Source organism: Streptomyces venezuelae (assembly GCF_008642315.1).
Lineage (GTDB): Bacteria > Actinomycetota > Actinomycetes > Streptomycetales > Streptomycetaceae > Streptomyces > Streptomyces venezuelae_D.
Genome location: NZ_CP029192.1, coordinates 2453516 through 2471774 on the forward strand (window position 1 = coordinate 2453516; position 18259 = coordinate 2471774).

Annotated in this window: 10 protein-coding genes and 1 tRNA gene; 2 read left to right on the forward strand and 9 right to left on the reverse strand. The window is 69.5% G+C overall.

What is annotated here, in order from left to right; all coding sequences use genetic code 11:
• Positions 1 to 126: 126 nt before the first annotated feature.
• From DEJ48_RS10160 to DEJ48_RS10195, 8 genes are all read right to left on the reverse strand, one after another.
• Positions 127 to 501 (reverse strand): helix-turn-helix domain-containing protein, encoded by a 375-nt coding sequence (locus DEJ48_RS10160; protein WP_055564110.1) that lies wholly within the window; start codon positions 499 to 501, stop codon positions 127 to 129.
• A gap of 109 nt (positions 502 to 610) precedes the next feature.
• Positions 611 to 1168, reverse strand: a complete 558-nt coding sequence (locus DEJ48_RS10165) for a CinA family protein (protein WP_150221097.1) — start codon at positions 1166 to 1168, stop codon at positions 611 to 613.
• A gap of 41 nt (positions 1169 to 1209) precedes the next feature.
• Positions 1210 to 1920, reverse strand: coding sequence for a CDP-diacylglycerol--glycerol-3-phosphate 3-phosphatidyltransferase (pgsA, locus tag DEJ48_RS10170; protein ID WP_150215843.1), 711 nt, complete (start codon positions 1918 to 1920; stop codon positions 1210 to 1212).
• Positions 1917 to 3389: a 30S ribosomal protein S12 methylthiotransferase RimO gene (gene rimO, locus DEJ48_RS10175; protein WP_150215844.1), complete on the reverse strand. Its 1473-nt coding sequence runs from the start codon at positions 3387 to 3389 to the stop codon at positions 1917 to 1919. The genes pgsA and rimO overlap by 4 nt, the downstream gene beginning before the upstream one ends.
• 137 nt (positions 3390 to 3526) lie before the next feature.
• Positions 3527 to 4447 carry a helix-turn-helix domain-containing protein gene (locus tag DEJ48_RS10180; RefSeq protein ID WP_150215845.1) on the reverse strand — a complete coding sequence of 307 codons (921 nt, stop codon included), beginning with the start codon at positions 4445 to 4447 and terminating at the stop codon, positions 3527 to 3529.
• 228 nt (positions 4448 to 4675) lie between these two features.
• Positions 4676 to 7492, reverse strand: coding sequence for a DNA translocase FtsK (locus DEJ48_RS10185; RefSeq protein ID WP_150215846.1), 2817 nt, complete (start codon positions 7490 to 7492; stop codon positions 4676 to 4678).
• A gap of 146 nt (positions 7493 to 7638) precedes the next feature.
• Complete coding sequence (locus DEJ48_RS10190; protein WP_150215847.1) at positions 7639 to 8322, reverse strand: two-component system response regulator; 684 nt, start codon at positions 8320 to 8322, stop codon at positions 7639 to 7641.
• Between the two features lie 244 nt (positions 8323 to 8566).
• Entirely contained in the window at positions 8567 to 14074 is a 5508-nt protein-coding gene (locus DEJ48_RS10195) for a HAMP domain-containing protein (protein WP_150215848.1), read from the reverse strand.
• A 348-nt stretch (positions 14075 to 14422) separates the two neighbouring features.
• On the opposite strand from DEJ48_RS10195, the gene DEJ48_RS10205 reads away from it, so the two are divergent.
• Positions 14423 to 17044 carry a SpoIIE family protein phosphatase gene (locus tag DEJ48_RS10205; RefSeq protein ID WP_150215849.1) on the forward strand — a complete coding sequence of 874 codons (2622 nt, stop codon included), beginning with the start codon at positions 14423 to 14425 and terminating at the stop codon, positions 17042 to 17044.
• 104 nt (positions 17045 to 17148) lie between these two features.
• Here DEJ48_RS10205 and DEJ48_RS10210 read toward each other — a convergent pair.
• A tRNA-Thr gene (locus tag DEJ48_RS10210) sits at positions 17149 to 17221 on the reverse strand.
• A 117-nt stretch (positions 17222 to 17338) separates the two neighbouring features.
• Here DEJ48_RS10210 and DEJ48_RS10215 point away from each other — a divergent pair.
• Positions 17339 to 18259 (forward strand): alpha/beta hydrolase family esterase, encoded by a 921-nt coding sequence (locus tag DEJ48_RS10215; protein ID WP_223831986.1) that lies wholly within the window; start codon positions 17339 to 17341, stop codon positions 18257 to 18259.

Sequence of the window (18259 nt, forward strand, 5' to 3'; positions counted from 1 at the left end):
ACCGGCTGCCCTCAAACCATGCGGTAGAGGGCCCAGGCGGGCTTTCCTCAACAAACGAAAGCCCCGACCGGGTACCCGGTCGGGGCTTCCACACACTTCCCAGAGCTGCTCAGGAGCAGCGTCGCATCACGCCGCGACGACGTCGACCGCCTCCGCGGGTGCCTTGATCGTGACCCGTTCCGGTGGCACGCCGGCCACGGACACGGAATTGAGCATCGAGCGAACCGGCGCACGCACCGGTTCCGGGACTGCTGCAGACTCAGCCAGCTCGGCGAGCGACAGTTCATCGCTCACTTCACGCATGAGCTCGGACATCCGTACGTCAAGCGCGTCGCAGATCGCGGAAAGCAGCTCGGAGGAAGCCTCCTTCTGCCCCCGCTCCACCTCGGAGAGATAGCCGAGCGAGACTCGGGCGGACGAGGAGACTTCGCGCAGAGTACGGCCCTGGCGCTGGCGCTGCCGACGCAGCACGTCACCAAGCAGGCGACGGAGCAGAATCATCGGTGGCTCCCTCCTCGGACCGCGTAGCCGCATCCTTCACGCCCCACCGTACCGCCTTGTGCGGCGGCCGTGCGGGGAGCGATGTCGTGTTCACTCAGGGCTGCAAACATCAATTCCCCCCGTTCTGTTCCGTATCCTGTGCCCGCCCATTCCCGGAACGTTCTCCGGACAGCCGCTCACGGAGCAACGTGAGCACGCTCCGCACACTCTCCCTACGGATTTCCGAACGGTCACCGTTCAACCGCAGGGCGGCCACTTTCCCACGCGCTCCGCCATCGGCGTAACCGCGCATGCTTTCGAAATCGGGTCCCGCCACCGCCACGAAGACGGTGCCGACCGGCTTCCCGTCCTGCGGTTCGGGCCCCGCGACGCCGGTGGTGGCGATGCCCCAGTCCGCGCCGAGAACCCGGCGCACACCGTCCGCCATCTGCCGGGCGACCTCGGGATCCACGGCCCCGCGCTCCTCCAGCAGAGTGCCGTCGACCCCGAGCACGTCCCGCTTCAGCTCCGTGGCGTACGCGGTGACCGACCCCCGGAAGACCTTCGAGGCCCCCGGCACCGACGTGATCTCGGCGGCCACCAGGCCTCCGGTCAGCGACTCGGCCACGGCAAGCGTCTCGCCGCGCGCGGCCAGCAGCCGCACCAGACCGGCGGCCGGAAGCTCCACGGCCGTCACCGGCGCCTCGTCGGCCGAGAGCCCGCGGGACGTCACTTCGCCGCCTCCCGAGCGGACTCCGCGGCAGCGGCCGCGGCCTCGGCCCGCGCCTCGGCCATGCCCTGCCTGCGGAGCACGACGGCCTGCTTCACATAGTCGAGCCCCGTCACCACGGTCAGCACGACGGCGACGGCCATCACCCAGAAGCGCAGGGTAGCGAGCGGCCCGGTCAGGGCGAGCACGTACATCCCGACCGCCGTGCCCTGCGCCAGCGTCTTCATCTTGCCGCCGCGACTGGCCGGAATGACGCCGTAGCGGATCACCCAGAACCGCAGCAGCGTGATCCCCAGCTCGCGCCCGAGGATCACTCCGGTCACCCACCAGGGCAGATCGCCGAGCCAGGACAGACAGATCAGCGCCGCCCCCATGATCGCCTTGTCGGCGATGGGGTCGGCGATCTTCCCGAAGTCCGTGACCAGGTTGTACGTGCGCGCCAGGTGACCGTCGAAGAGGTCGGTGATCATGGCGACGGCGAAGGCGGCCCAGGCGAACGAGCGCCATGCCGGGTCGTACCCGCCGTTGCCGAGCAGCAGCATCACGAAGCCGGGCACGAGCAGCAGCCGCACCATGGTCAGCAGGTTCGCGACGTTCCACAGGCTGGCCTGATTGACCGCCGCGGCGCCCAGCTTCCCGCCGCGCACCGGCTTGGCGCTCGACGCGCCCTGAGCGCCGGAGCCGCCCGCGGGTGCCGGGACTCCTGTCATCTGCGGGCCTCCTCGAGACACTCGGCCACCAAGTCCACGCCCTCCGTGCCGACGACCTTTGCCACGACCATACGGCCGACCTGCAAGGCATCCCCACCGATGGCGCCCGTCAAGCGGATCTGGCCGTCCGTCTCGGGGGCCTGGTGCGCGGCCCGGCCGAGCGGACCCTCCTCCTCGTCGAGGGATTCGACGAGAACCTCGACGGTCTCGCCGAGCCGCTCGTCGGCGCGCTGCGAGGTGAGCTCCTCGGCGAGCCGGGAGATGTGGGCGAGCCGTGCGTCGACGACGTCCTGGTCGAGCTTGGCGTCGTACGTGGCCGCTTCGGTGCCCTCCTCGTCGGAGTATCCGAAAACGCCGATGGCATCCAGCCGCGCGCCCGTCAGGAAGCGCTCCAGCTCGGCGACGTCCGCCTCGGTCTCGCCGGGGAAGCCGACGATGAAGTTGGACCGGACGCCGGCCTGCGGCGCCTTGGACCGGATGGTGTCCAGGAGCTCCAGGAAGCGGTCGGTGTCGCCGAAGCGCCGCATGGCGCGCAGGACGCCGGGCGCGGAGTGCTGGAAGGACAGGTCGAAGTAGGGGGCGACCTTCTCCGTCGACGTGAGGACGTCGATGAGGCCGGGGCGCATCTCGGCGGGCTGCAGATAGCTGACGCGCACGCGCTCGATGCCGTCGACGGCGGCGAGCTCGGGAAGCAGCGTCTCCAGGAGACGGATGTCGCCGAGGTCCTTGCCGTACGAGGTGTTGTTCTCGGAGACGAGCATGACCTCCTTGACGCCTTGCTCGGCGAGCCAGCGGGTCTCGCCGAGGACGTCGGAGGGGCGGCGCGAGATGAAGGAGCCGCGGAAGGACGGGATGGCGCAGAACGAGCAGCGCCGGTCGCAGCCGGAGGCCAGCTTCACGGAGGCGACGGGGTTGGTGCCGAGGCGGCGGCGCAGCGGGGCGCGCGGTCCCGATGCGGGCGCGACACCCTCGGGGAGGTCCGTGGGCGCCGCGGCGTCCGCGTGGCCCGGGAGCGCGACGTCCGCCTTGGCCAGCTGGCGCTCGGCAGGGCTGATCGGCAGCAGCTTGCGCCGGTCGCGCGGGGTGTGGGCCTCGACGCTGCCGCCGCTGAGGATCGTCTGCAGACGACCCGAGATGTCGGTGTAGTCGTCGAACCCGAGCACGCCGTCGGCCTCGGGCAGCGCCTCGGCGAGCTCCTTGCCGTACCGCTCGGCCATGCAGCCGACCGCGACGACGGCCTGGGTCTTGCCGTGACCCTTCAGGTCATTGGCTTCGAGGAGGGCGTCGACGGAGTCCTTCTTGGCGGCTTCGACGAAGCCGCAGGTGTTGACGACGGCGACGTCCGCGTCCTCGGCATCCTCGACGAGCTGCCAGCCGTCCGCCTCCAAGCGGCCTGCGAGCTCCTCCGAGTCCACCTCGTTACGGGCGCAGCCAAGGGTGACAAGGGCGACAGTGCGGCGTTCGGGCATGGTCTCAAGACTACTTCGTCCACGCCTCGGCCCCCGCCGCCAGGGTTACCCGGCGGTGGGCCGACGGCCGCCGTAGCGTCACCCTGACGTCACCACGTCCCGCACGGAACCGCTGGTCAGCGGCGTACGGAGGGCGGTCAGCCGGCCTCGGGGTCGCCCTTCGTGTACGTGAGGCGCTCCACCTGGCCGGGCTCGAATTCGTTCTCGACCTGCTTGCCGTTCACGTACAGCTCGATCGCGCCCGCGTCGCCCAGGACGAGGTCGACCTTCTGCTTGTCCTGGAAGGTCTTGTCCTGGCCCTGCTCGAGGACGCCGTCGAAGAGCGTGCGCCCGCTGTGGTCCTTGGCGGAGATCCAGCTGCGGCCGTCGGCGGCCTGAACCTTGACCGTGACCTTGTCGCGCGGGACTCCGGCGATGGCGCTGTCGGAGGGGTCGGGCTTGGGATCGGCGGGCTTGGAGGGCTTGGGCTTCTCGCTGGTCTTGGTGGGCGCCGCGGTGGCGCCTTCGGCGACGGACTTGGAGCCTTCGTCGCTGTCGTCGCCGCCGCCGAACGCGGTGAAGCCGACGAAGCCGATCACGGCGACGATCGCGGCGACCATGGCCGCGGTCCAGTTCGGACGGCGCGGCTCGGAGCGGATGCGCTCGGCCTCGAAGAGGGGCGCCGCCGGCGTGGGCGCGGGCGGATGGCCGCCGTGGCCCTCGTCGTACTGGGCGACCAGCGGGGCCGGGTCGAGGCCGACGGCGCGGGCCAGCGTCCTGATGTGGCCGCGGGCGTACACATCGCCGCCGCAGCGCGAGAAGTCGTCCAATTCGATCGCGTGCACGATCGGGACGCGCACGCGCGTGGAGGTGCTCACTTCGTCGACGGTCAGGCCGGCGTCGATGCGGGCCTGCTGCAGGACGTGGCCGATCGAGGGCCGCTGCTCGGCCGGGCGGTCGTCCGCCGGGCGGTCGCCTGCCCGGCTCCCGTCTGCCGGACTCTCGTCCGTGACGCGGTCGGTGCGGTCGAGGCGGTCGTCCGAAGGTCGGTCTTCTTCAGGGGAGTTGCCGATGGACACGGGGGCGCCTTTCGAGCGTGTAGCCACCTGCCGGAGGTTCATTTTAGGGGGGCCATGAAACGGTGGGGCAACCGGGCGGACGGACTTTGTACGCCATCAGAGACGGACTTTGTCAGCCATCAGAATGGCCGGACATCCTGATGGTGGGACATCGTGCTCTTCTCTCCTCAACTTGACGTATGCCGAAGAGAAACGGTTGCCTGCCGTTCCCTTACGGGTGAGCCTCGCTCACCCTTCTGGTTGAGCCTCCCCGCGGATCACCGCCAGCACGCCGTCCAGCTCATCAGGTTTCACAAGAACGTCACGTGCCTTCGAGCCCTCGCTTGGCCCCACGATGGAACGCGACTCCATGAGGTCCATGAGCCTGCCGGCCTTGGCGAAACCGACGCGCAGCTTGCGCTGCAGCATCGACGTGGACCCGAACTGGGTGGAAACGACCAGCTCAGCGGCCTGGCACAGCAGATCGAGGTCGTCGCCGATATCCTCGTCGATCTCCTTCTTCTGCTTGGTGCCGACGGTGACGTCGTCGCGGAAGACCGGCGCCATCTGGTCCTTGCAGTGCCGCACCACGGCGTGGATCTCGTCCTCGGTGACGAAGGCGCCCTGCATACGGGTGGGCTTGTTCGCCCCCATCGGCAGGAACAGGCCGTCGCCCTTGCCGATGAGCTTCTCCGCGCCCGGCTGGTCGAGGATGACGCGGCTGTCGGCGAGCGAGGAGGTCGCGAACGCGAGCCTGGAGGGCACGTTCGCCTTGATCAGGCCGGTCACGACGTCCACGGACGGGCGCTGGGTGGCGAGCACCAGGTGGATGCCGGCGGCGCGCGCGAGCTGCGTGATGCGCACGATGGAGTCCTCGACGTCGCGCGGCGCGACCATCATCAGGTCGGCGAGCTCGTCGACGATCACGAGCAGATACGGGTAGGCCTTGAGCTCCCGCTCGCTGCCCTCGGGCGTCTTGAGCTTGCCCTCGCGCACGGCCTGGTTGAAGTCGTCGATGTGCCGGTAGCCGAACGCCGCGAGGTCGTCGTAGCGCAGGTCCATCTCGCGGACGACCCACTGGAGCGCCTCGGCGGCCCGCTTGGGGTTGGTGATGATCGGCGTGATCAGGTGCGGAATGCCCTCGTACGCGGTGAGCTCGACGCGCTTGGGGTCCACCAGGACCATCCGTACGTCCTCGGGCGTCGCTCTTATCATGATCGACGTGATCAGGCAGTTGATGCAGGACGACTTGCCGGACCCGGTGGCTCCGGCCACCAGGATGTGCGGCATCTTCGCCATGTTGGCCATCACGTAGCCACCCTCGACGTCCTTGCCGAGCGCGACGAGCATGGGGTGGTCGTCCTCGGCCGCGTCGGCCAGGCGCAGCACGTCCCCCACGTTGACCATCTCGCGGTCGGTGTTCGGGATCTCGATGCCGACGGCGGACTTGCCGGGGATGGGGGAGATGATCCGGACGTCCGGGGACGCGACCGCGTACGCGATGTTCTTGGCCAGCGCCGTGATCTTCTCGACCTTCACGGCGGGGCCGAGCTCGATCTCGTAGCGCGTGACCGTCGGGCCGCGGGTGAAGCCGGTGACGGCGGCGTCGACCTTGAACTCGGTGAAGACGTTCGTCAGCGAGTTCACGACGGCGTCGTTGGCCGCGCTGCGGGTCTTGCCCGGGCCGCCGCGCTCCAGGAGGTCGAGCGAGGGCAGCGAGTAGGTGATGTCGCCGGAGAGCTGGAGCTGCTCGGCGCGCGGCGGCAGCTCGCGATGGGTCTCGGGCGTGGACTTGGTGAAGTCCGGGACGGCGCTGTCTGCGGCCGTCTGCGGCTTCTTCTTGAGCTTGCCGGGCACCGGGGCGTCCGTGGCGCGCGCGGTCGGTACGGGCGCCTTGCGCTCCTGCTCCTGCTGCCCGCTCTGCTCGTGCTGCCCGCTCCGTTCGAGCTGCCGGCTCTGTTCGCGCTCCTCACGCTCCCCGGAGACGCCCTGCGTCAGGTCGGCGACCAGCGGCGACGGGGGCATGCCGTGCATCACCGCGCCGTCCAGGGACGCGGCCGCGGCGGCCGCCACGTCCACGGCGTCCATGGGCCGGTCCATGTCCGGCTGTACGGGGGTGCGGCGCGGCCTGCGGCGCCTGGTGAGCGCCTCTTCCTCGGCGTGGTCGGGGTCGTACGCCTCGGGGGCGGCGGAGCGCCTGCGCGCGGGGCGTGCGGGCAGCGCCTCGCGCCACTGCTCGTCGTACCGCTCGTCGTCGTCCGTGAATTCGTAGGCCTCGGGTTCCGCCTGGACCACGCCGAGCTTCACGCCGAGCAGCCGCAGCCGCTGCGGGATGGCGTTGACGGGTGTCGCGGTGACGACGAGCAGTCCGAAGACGGTGAGGAGCACCAGGAGCGGCACCGCGAGGATCTCGCCCATGGTGAAGGTCAGGGGTGTGGAGGCGCCCCAGCCGATCAGGCCGCCGGCGTCCCTTATCGCCTGCATGCCGTCGCTGCGGGCCGGCGAGCCGCAGGCCACGTGGACCTGGCCGAGGACGCCGATGACGAGGGCGGACAGGCCGATCACGATGCGGCCGTTCGCCTCGGGCTTCTCCGGGTGCCGGATGAGGCGTACGGCGATGGCGCCGACCAGCAGCGGCACCAGCAGGTCGAGGCGGCCGAACGCGCCGGTCACCAGAACCTCGACGAGGTCGCCGACCGGACCGCGCAGGTTCGACCAGGTGCCCGCGGCGACGATCAGCGAGATGCCGAGCAGCAGGAGCGCGAGGCCGTCCTTGCGGTGCGCCGGGTCGAGGCCCTTGGCGCCCCGTCCTATGCCGCGGAACATCGCCCCGACCCCGTGCGCCAGGCCGAGCCAGACGGCGCGCACGAGCCGGTACAGGCCCCCGGTGGGGCTGGGCGCCGGCTTGGGTGCGGGCTTCTTGGCGACGACCTTCTTGGCCGGTGCCTTCTTCGCCGCGGCTTTCTTCGCGGGAGGTCTGGCGGCGGCCTTCTTCGCCGGAGCCTTCGTCGGCGCGGCCGCCTTCTTCGCGGGCGTCTTCTTGGCTGCGGACTGACGTGAGGCCATGGGTGTGAGGTTACCGGTGCGGGCCACCGTGGACACGTGTGCCCACTGCTTCACCCGTTCGTGTCGCCCCTGTGGAGGCCTGGAACTGACGGTGGTTCACCGGATGCCGACGGCACGAAACCTCGTCAGTGAGGCTTCGTGCCGCGTCAGTTCTGCGAGGGCACCGAAGGGGCGCCGGTGCCGGTGCCCGGCTCCAGGGCGTCAAGGGCCCGCCGCAGACCGGTGAGTTTGCGTTCGAGATGGGCGGCCGTGGCCACAGCCGCCGCGTCCGCCGACTCGTCGTCCAGCTGTTTGGACAGCGCCTCGGCCTGCTCCTCGACCGCGGCGAGCCGCGCCGACAGCTCGGCGAGCAGCCCCGCGGGCTCCTTCGCGTCACCGACCGCCGCTTTGCCGCCGCCCTCCAGCTGGAGGCGCAGCAGAGCCGCCTGCTCCCGCAGTTGGCAGTTCTTCATGTACAGCTCGACGAACACCGAGACCTTCGCGCGCAGCACCCACGGGTCGAACGGCTTGGAGATGTAGTCCACAGCCCCCGCGGCGTACCCACGGAAGGTGTGGTGCGGTCCGTGGTTGATGGCGGTGAGGAAGATGATCGGGATGTCCCGCGTCCGCTCCCGCCGCTTGATGTGCGCCGCGGTTTCGAAACCGTCCATTCCCGGCATCTGGACGTCCAGCAGAATGACCGCGAAGTCGTCCGTGAGTAGTGCTTTGAGCGCTTCCTCCCCGGACGATGCCCGCACCAGCGTCTGATCGAGCGCAGAGAGGATCGCCTCCAGCGCCAGCAGATTCTCCGGCCGGTCATCGACCAGGAGGATCTTGGCCTTCTGCACCATGGCCCGCCCTCCTCGCCCCGGCGAAACACCGGGCGCCGCCCCAGGGGACGACTCCCTTGCGCCGCCCGTCCTTGTGCCGGTCATGGTAGCCGCACCCCGCCTGTCGCCACACCCTGTCACCGCGATGTCACTGTGCACGTAGCAGAAACGCGGTGGGAGACCAGAAGGTTCCCCGAATACCGCGGTTCTACACGGCCTCGGCCACACTCTGTCAGCAACTCCGTGTGACGAAGCCGTTTCTCGGTCACTCGCCGCGCATCCACTGCTCCATGACCGACAACAGATGATCCGGGTCGACCGGCTTCGTCACGTAATCGGAAGCTCCGGAGTCGATCGCCTTCTCCCGGTCGCCCTTCATCGCCTTCGCGGTGAGCGCGATGATCGGGAGCCCGGCGAACTGCGGCATCCTGCGGATCGCCGTCGTCGTCGCGTACCCGTCCATCTCCGGCATCATGATGTCCATCAGGACAACCGTCACATCGTCGTGCTGTTCCAGCACTTCGATGCCTTCCCGGCCGTTCTCCGCGTAGAGCACCGCGAGGCCGTGCTGTTCCAGGACGCTGGTGAGCGCGAAGACGTTGCGGATGTCGTCGTCGACGATCAGGACCTTCTCACCGCCGAAGTGGAAACCGGACCGCGCCGAGACCGGTGTCTCCTGGCCCGCGGTCGGCCACGGCTCCTGCGTCCGCTGCTCCTCCTGGGCTCCCTGGGCGGGCTGCCCGGGCAGCGCCGAGGGCTCCTGCGCGGGCGCGGAACGGCGCCGCCGCCGGAACAGCGCGGAGGGCCCCAGAGGCTCCTCACGGCGCGCGGGAGCGGCCTCCGGCTGTGCGGCGCCCTCGGCCGCGGGAGCCTCCTCCAGAGCGGGCAGCTCCCGCGGCTGGGGGGTGGGAGCCAGCTGCGCGTAGCCCTGAGGAGGCAGTTCGCTCGGGTGCAGCGGCAAATAGAGCGTGAAGGTGGAGCCGCGTCCGGGCTCGCTCTGCGCGTGGATCTCGCCGCCGAGCAGCCGCGCGATCTCCCGGCTGATGGACAGCCCGAGGCCGGTACCGCCGTACTTCCTGCTCGTCGTGCCGTCGGCCTGCTTGAACGCCTCGAAGATGACGCGCATCTTGCTGGCCGCGATGCCGATGCCGGTGTCCGTCACCGAGAAGGCGATCAGGTCGGCGTCCGCGTCCCGCAGCGAGCCGGCCTCCAGGAGCTGCTCGCGGATGGCGTTGGGCACGTCGTTGCTGGCGTGCCGGATCACCAGCTCGACCGCTCCGGAGTCGGTGAACTTCACCGCGTTCGACAGCAGGTTGCGCAACACCTGGAGCAGGCGCTGTTCGTCCGTGTGCAGCGTCGCGGGCAGCTCCGGAGACACCCGTACGGAGAAATCGAGTCCCTTCTCGGCGGTGAGCGGCCGGAAAGTGGCCTCTACGTAGTCGACGAGTTGGACCAGGGCGATGCGCGTCGGGGAGACGTCCATCTTGCCCGCCTCGACCTTCGACAGGTCGAGGATGTCGTTGATGAGCTGCAGCAGGTCCGAGCCCGCGCCGTGGATCGTCTCGGCGAACTCGACCTGCTTGGGGGTGAGGTTCGCGTCGGCGTTGTCGGCGAGCAACTTGGCCAGGATCAACAGGGAGTTGAGCGGCGTGCGCAGCTCGTGCGACATGTTCGCGAGGAACTCGGACTTGTAGCGCATGGAGACCGCGAGCTGTTCGGCCCGCTCCTCCAGGACCTGCCTGGCTTCTTCGATCTCGGTGTTCTTGACCTCGATGTCACGGTTCTGCTGGGCAAGCAGCTCTGCCTTCTCCTCCAGCTCCGCGTTGGAGTCCTGAAGGGCCTTCTGCCGGTTCTCCAACTCCGCGGAGCGCTCGCGCAGTTGCTCGGTCAGCTCCTGCGACTGCTTGAGCAGCACCTCGGTCTTGGTGTTGACGCTGATGGTGTTGACGCTCGTCGCGATCATCTCGGCGATCTGGCTGAGGAAGTCCTTCTGGATCTGCGTGAAGGGCTGGAAGGCGGCCAGCTCGATCACGCCGAGCACGGTCCCTTCGAAGAGCACCGGCAACACGATGACCTGCGCGGGCGGCGCCTCCCCCAGACCGGACGCGATCCGCAGGTACCCGGACGGCGCGTTCTCCACCAGGATGGTCCGCCGCTCCTTGGCTGCCGTCCCGATGAGCGTCTCGCCGGGCCGGAAGGACGTCGGCATGGACCCCATCGAGTAGCCGTAGCTGCCGAGCATGCGCAGCTCGTACGCGTCCTCGTGATCGCCCCCGAGATCCTGCCCGTCGTCCGTGGGCAGCGCCAGGAAGAACGCGCCGTGCTGCGCGGAGACGACCGGCGTCAGCTCGCTCATGATCAGCGAGGCGACGTCCTCCAGGTCGCGGCGGCCCTGCATGAGGCCGGAGATCCGCGCGAGGTTGCCCTTGAGCCAGTCCTGTTCCTTGTTGGCCAGCGTGGTGTCGCGGAGGTTCGCGATCATGGTGTTGATGTTGTCCTGGAGGACCTGGATCTCGCCGGCGGCGTCGACCTCGATCTTCAGGTTCAGGTCGCCGCGGGTCACCGCTGTGGCGACCTTCGCGATGGCGCGCACCTGACGGGTCAGGTTCCCCGCCATCTCGTTCACGGACTCGGTGAGGTCGCGCCACGTGCCGTCGACGTCCCGCACGCGCGCCTGGCCGCCCAGCTGGCCCTCCGTGCCCACCTCGCGGGCGACCCGGGTGACCTGCTCGGCGAAGGACGACAGCTGGTCGACCATCGTGTTGATGGTCGTCTTCAGCTCCAGGATCTCGCCCCGGGCGTCGATGTCGATCTTCTTGGTCAGGTCGCCCTTGGCGATCGCGGTCGTGACCATCGCGATGTTGCGGACCTGACCGGTCAGGTTGGACGCCATCGAGTTCACGGACTCGGTGAGGTCCTTCCACGTACCGGAGACGCCCGGCACGCGCGCCTGCCCGCCCAGGATGCCGTCGGTGCCCACCTCGCGGGCCACCCGCGTGACCTCGTCGGCGAACGAACTCAGCGTCGTCACCATGGTGTTGACCGTGTCGGCGAGCTGCGCGACCTCGCCGCGCGCCTCGACCGTCACCTTCTTGGTCAGGTCGCCGTTGGCGACCGCCGCCGACACCTGGGAGATGTTCCGCACCTGGCTGGTCAGGTTGTTGGCCATCAGGTTGACGTTGTCGCTCAGGTCCTTCCAGATGCCGGTGACGCCCGGCACCCGCGCCTGACCGCCCAGCTGCCCCTCGGTGCCCACCTCGCGGGCCACGCGCGTGACCTGCTCGGCGAACGAGGAGAGCTGGTCGACCATCGTGTTGACGGTCGTGACGAGTTCGAGGATCTCGCCCTTCGCGTCGACGGTGATCTTCTTGGAGAGGTCGCCCATGGCGACGGCCGTCGTGACCTCGGCGATGTTCCGCACCTGAAGGGTGAGGTTGTTCGCCATGCCGTTCACGGACTGCGTGAGGTCCTTCCAGGTGCCCGAGACGCCCTGGACCTCGGCCTGACCGCCGAGGATGCCGTCCGTGCCCACCTCGCGGGAGACCCGGGTGACCTGCTCGGCGAAGGCGGACAGCTGGTCCACCATCGTGTTCAGGGTGTTCTTCAGCTCCAGGATCTCGCCGCGCGCGTCCACGTCGATCTTCTGGGACAGGTCACCGCGGGCCACCGCCGTCGCGACCTGCGCGATGTTGCGGACCTGCGCGGTGAGGTTCCCGGCCATGCCGTTCACGGAATCCGTCAGATCACGCCACACACCGGCCACGCCGGGCACCTGCGCCTGACCGCCCAGGCGCCCCTCCGTGCCCACCTCGCGGGCCACCCGCGTCACCTGGTCCGCGAAGGCGGACAGCTGGTCGACCATCGTGTTGATGGTGTTCTTCAGCTCCAGGATCTCGCCGCGCGCGTCGACCTCGATCTTCTGGGAGAGGTCGCCGCGCGCCACGGCCGTCGTCACCTGCGCGATCTGACGCACCTGCGACGTCAGGTTCCCCGCCATGAAGTTGACGGAGTCCGTGAGGTCCTTCCAGGTGCCGCTCACGCCGTCCACGCGGGCCTGCCCGCCGAGGCGCCCCTCCGTGCCCACGTCGCGCGCCATCCGCGTGACCTGGTCGGCGAACGACGACAGCTGGTCGACCATCGTGTTCACGGTGTTCTTCAGCTGGAGCATCTCGCCGGAGACGTCCACGGTGACCTTCTGCGACAGATCGCCGTTCGCGACCGCCGTCGTCACCTGCGCGATGTTCCGGACCTGACCGGTCAGGTTGCGGAAGGCGGTGTTGACGGAGTCCGTCAGGTCCTTCCACGTACCGGCCGCGCCCTGCACCTGTGCCTGGCCGCCCAGCTCACCCTCGACACCGATCTCCCGCGCCACACGCGTCACTTCGGAGCCGAAGGCCGACAGCTGGTCGACCATCGTGTTCACGGTGTTCTTCAGCTCGAGCATCTCGCCCGCGACGTCGACGGTGACCTTCTGCGACAGATCGCCGTTCGCGACCGCCGTCGTCACCGTCGCGATGTCCCGCACCTGCGTGGTGAGGTTGCGGAAGACCGTGTTGACCGAGTCCGTCAGGTCCTTCCACGTACCGGCCGCGCCCGGCACGTTGGCCTGCCCGCCGAGCTGCCCCTCCGCGCCGACCTCGTTCGCCACGCGTGTGACCTCGTCCGCGAACGTCCGCAGCGTCTCGGTCATCTGGTTGATGGTCTCGGCGAGCTGGGCGACCTCGCCGCGCGCGCTCACCGTCACCTTCCGGGACAGATCACCGTTGGCGACCGCCGTCGTGACCTCCGCGATGCCGCGCACCTGGGCGGTGAGGTTGCCGGCCATGAGGTTCACCGAGTCGGTGAGGTCCTTCCACACACCCGCCACACCCGGCACCTGCGCCTGGCCGCCGAGCTCGCCCTCCGTGCCGACCTCGCGGGCGACGCGCGTCACCTCCGACGAGAACGACGAGAGCTGGTCGACCATCGTGTTGACGGTGTTCTTCAACTCCAGCATCTCGCCCGCGACATGAACGGTGACCTTCCGCGACAGGTCGCCCTTGGCCACCGCCGTCGTCACCAGCGCGATGTCCCGCACCTGCGCGGTCAGGCGGTACGCCATGGTGTTCACGGAGTCCGTGAGGTCCTTCCACGAACCGGACATCCCGCGCACCCTGGCCTGCCCGCCGAGCTTGCCCTCGGTCCCGACCTCACTGGCCACGCGCGTGACCTCGTCCGTGAAGGTGGAGAGCTGGTCGACGAGGTTGTTGACCGTACGCCCGACCTTCAGGAACTCACCGCGCAGCGGATGCCCGTTTCCGTCGGCCCCCTGCGCCCGCAACTCCATGCGCTGCTCCAGATCGCCGTCCGCCACCGCGGACAGGACCCGGCCGACCTCGGAGACCGGACGTACGAGATCGTCGACGAGCGCGTTCGACGCGTCGATCGCGGCCGCCCACGAACCTTCGCTCGCGCCGCCCTCCAGCCGTTCCGTGAGTTTTCCCTCACGCCCGACCATGCGCCGCACCCGCGAAAGCTCACCGGTCAGATGCAGATTCCGGTCGGCCACCTCATTGAAGACGGCGGCGATCTCCGACATCACATCGTCACCGGAGACCGTGAGACGCTTGCGGAAATTGCCGTCCCGCATCGCCACGAGGGCCGCGAGCAGCCTGTTCAGAGCCGCCGCATCCACCGACGTCGTCGTCCCATTGCGCGGTTTGCGCTGTTTGTTCAGGGACTGTCCGTCTTTCGCGCGCGTCTTAGTGCCCCGCGTCGCTGCGCCAGACTCCACTGTGTCCCTCCCGCAAGGGTCGACCGGTACTGCTCGGGTTGTTCTGACCTGTCTCCATGAAGCTTGCCCAGTGTTTCACCATGGCCGAACCAGGCCATAACAGTTCGGCAGCTTCGCACACCGTCCGCACACCCTCCGGGCGGAAACACTGACGACCGGCATCAGCATGGACGGCGAAGGTAAGTAACCTTGCATCCGGCTGTCCAACCACCCCGGTCCTGCCCGGCCTGGGCGGTGGTACACGAAACAAGCGGGCATCGGAGGGGCGGCCGCACCATGGGTTCGGGAGAACTGGGCGTCGATACAGTCGACACACTCGATACTGTCGATACTCGTACGAGGAGTGCTGTGATCACCGCGCGCGCGGCTGCCACCTTCGAGCCGGTCGGACGTTCCGTCGCGACGGCCCGCTCCTTCGTGCGCGACACCCTCCAGGGGTGGGGGTTCTCCGACGTCATCGACGACGCCGTCGTCCTCACCAGCGAGCTGGTCACCAACGCCGTGGTGCACGCCGGCACGGCCGCCGACGTCGAGTGCCTGCGCAGCGAGGACGCCGTCCGCATCGAGGTCTCCGACCGCTATCCGGAACGCGAGATCCCGCTCCAGCAGTCCTCCGTGAACATGGGCAGCCCCGACCGCGAGGGCGGCCGCGGCCTCCAGCTCTGCGCCGCGCTGGCCACCCGCTGGGGCGTCGACTACACCCCCACACACAAACAGGTCTGGTTCCAGCTCGACCTGCCCCAGCGCTCCGTCGGCACCCGCGCCGCGGGACCCTCGCTCCCCGCCGACCTGCTGCCCATCGCCGACGGCAGAGTCCGCGTCGCCGTCATCCAGATCGACCGCCTGGGCGCCATCTCCGCCTGGAACGAGGACGCCGAGGAACTCTTCGGGTACGTGGCCGAGCAGGTCATGGGCAAGCCCCTCAACGACCTCGCGGCCTGGCCCCACACCCCCGGCACCAGCACAGGCATCGCAGAGGCCCTCCAGCTCTCCCGCTGGGAGGGCAGCTACGGCGTCCGCAACGCCCACGGCCGAGTCGTCCCCGTCTACGCCTCGCACCTGCGCGTACGCGACGCCGACGGCGAACCCTCCACGGTCTGCCTCCTCGTACGCGACGACGAGCGCGCCGTCCTCCAGACCCCGCTGCGCGGCACCGCCCCCGAGCCCGGCTCCCTCAGCGAGCCGCACGCCGCGGACCCCTTCGAGGTCTTCATCGGCTCCCCCGCCCCCGACGACCTCGACGGGCTGCTCCAGCGCACCGTCGAACGCGCCCGCGACATGCTCGACGGCGACGCGGCGTTCCTGCTCCTGGCCACCGACGACGAGACCGAACTCGAAGTACGCGCCTCCACGGGCCTCCCCTCGGCCCGCCAGCGCTTCGCCCGCGTCCAGGTCGAGTCGGCCCCGGGGCGCTACGGCTCCGCCCGCATGCCGGCCGTCCACGAGGACCTCACGGTGGTGCCGGGCGCGGTCCCCCTGCTCTCCGGCACCGGCATGCGCTCCGTCGTCACCGTCCCGCTGAAGGTGGAGGGCCGCCTCACGGGCTCCCTCGGCGTCGCCGCCGAGGCCTCCGGGCGGTACTCGAACGAGGAGGCCCTGCGCCTACAGTTCGCCGCCGACCGCATCGCCCTGGCCGTGGAGTCCGCCCGCCTCGGCGAGCTGGAGAGGCTCCGCCGCGGTTCGCTCTCGTTCCTCGTCGAGGCCTCCGACCTTCTGGCGGGCACCCTCGACCGCGACCAGACGCTGGCCCTCATGGCACAGATGACAGTCCCCACGCTCGCCACTTGGTGCGCGGTCTACACGATCGCCGACCAGTCCGCCGAGCCCTATCTTTCGTACGTTCTGCACGAGGACGAGGAGCGCATCGACGGCCTCAAGGCCCTCCTCTCCAAGATCTCCCCGCCCGACCCGGTCCCCACCCCCGGCGCCCGCGTCTGGGCGGCTCCCTCGGAAGCCGCCCACCAGGCCGCCCTGCGCACGTCCATGCGCAGCCTGGGCCTCGGCGAGCCGCCCGGCCTCGGCACGGGCATCGGCACGACGCTCTCCACCGCTTCGGCGGTGGGCGGCGAGACCGTGGTCCTCCCGCTGGTCGCCCGCAACCGCGTCATCGGCATGCTCACCCTCGGCAAGCCCGCCGACGAGCACTTCCGCCAGGAGATCCTGGAATTGGCCGAAGATCTCTCCCGCCGGGCGGCCCTCGCCCTCGACAACGCCCGCCTCTACTCGGAGCGCATGGCCATCAGCCAGTCCCTCCAGCGCAGCCTGCTGCCGCCGGGACTGCCGCAGGTGCCGGGCGTCGAGGTCGACGTCATCTACCGCGCGGCCGGCGAGGGCAACGAAGTCGGCGGCGACTTCTACGACCTCTTCCCCATCCGCGACGGCGCGTACGGCTTCGCCATCGGCGACGTCTGCGGCACGGGCCCGGAGGCCGCGGCCGTCACGGGCCTCGCCCGGCACGCCCTGCGCCTGCTCGCCCGTGAGGGCTTCGGCGGCCCCGCGGTCCTCGAACGCCTCAACGCCGCGATCCTCGACGAGGGAGCCCGCAGCCGCTTCCTCACTCTCCTGTACGGCGAGTTGTGGCCCCAGGAGGACGGCTCGGCGGTCCTGAAGATCGTGTGCGCCGGCCATCCGCTGCCGCTGCGCCTGCGCCAGGACGGCACGGTCGAGCCGTACGCGGAACCGCAGCCCCTGCTCGGCGTCATGGACGACCTGGAGCTGTACGAGCAGACGGCGACGCTCGACCCGGGTGACGTCCTGCTGTGTGTCACCGACGGCGTCACGGAGCGCCGCGAGGGCACGCGCATGCTCGGCGACGACGGTCTGGCCGACGTCCTCACGACCTGCACGGGCCTGACGGCCGGAGCGGTCGCGGCCCGCATCATGCGCGCGGTGGAGCGCTTCGCGACGGACGCGCCGTCGGACGACATGGCGATCCTCGCGATGCGGGTTCCCGGCCTCCAGAAGGACTGACGCCCCGGGGCACCGCAGGGTGCCCCGGCCCCCTCCGGGAAACTCCTGACACACCGGATACGCGAAAGGCCCCCGCCCAACTGGGCGGAGGCCTTTCCTGTTTGAGCCCCCAAGCGGAATCGAACCGCTGACCTTCTCCTTACCATGGAGACGCTCTACCGACTGAGCTATAGGGGCCTGCTGCCCTTCGGGGGTTTTCCCCGCGGCAACGGAATAGATCATACCCGAAATCGAAGGTGCCTCGAACCGCTTCTTCCTCTGGACCGCCCCTTCCGACGCTGCCACTCTGCGCCCATGCCGAGCCAACGCGGTACGCCTGCGCGGTACGCCCGTTCCCTGGCCCTCGCCGCCATGTTCCTCTCCCTGGCTGCCTGCGGATCGGGAGCCGACAAAGCCTCGACCGGGACACCCACCGAGAAGCGGCCGCGCGCGGAGAGCCCACGCCCGGGAGACCAGAAGGTCACGCTCTCCTGGAAAGGCGAGAAGCGCGTCTACACAGTCCACGCCCCACCCACTTACTCCCGCACCAAGAACCTCCCGCTCGTCGTCGCGATGCACCCGTATCCGGGCGACGGCAGAGCCGCGGCAGCCATCAGCGGCCTCAACAAGAAGGCGGACGACGAGAACTTCCTCGTCGCCTATCCGGACGGCCTCAACAAGGGTTTCAACGCGATGATCTGCTGCGGCACGGAAGACGACGTGGGATTCATCCGTACGCTCACACAGCGGCTGACCCGCACCTGGAACGCCGACCCGGACCGCGTCTACGCCACCGGCATCTCCAACGGCGGCGACATGACGTACAAGCTAGCCGTCGAACTCCCCGACAGGTTCGCGGCCATAGCCCCGGTCAGCGGCGGATTCCTCGGCGCGGACGCCGAGAAGGCCTCCTACACACCGAAGACCCCGGTCTCCGTGATCACGTTCCTCGGCGGCGCGGACCAGTACTTCCCCGCGATGGACAAGGGCATCAGGACCTGGCAGGAACGGCTGTCCTGCACGACGGGAAACCCGCGCGGAGTCCGGCAGACCAACGTCAAGAAGACCGAGGCCAAGTGCCGCGACGGGTCGGACGTGATCGTCTACCGGCTGCCCGACATGGGCCACGCGTGGCCGGAGGGTGCGGGCGGCGGAATGTCCGACCCGACGGCAGGCATCAACGCGACCGACCTGATGTGGGAGTTCTTCAAGTCCCACATCAGGAAGGCCGGATAG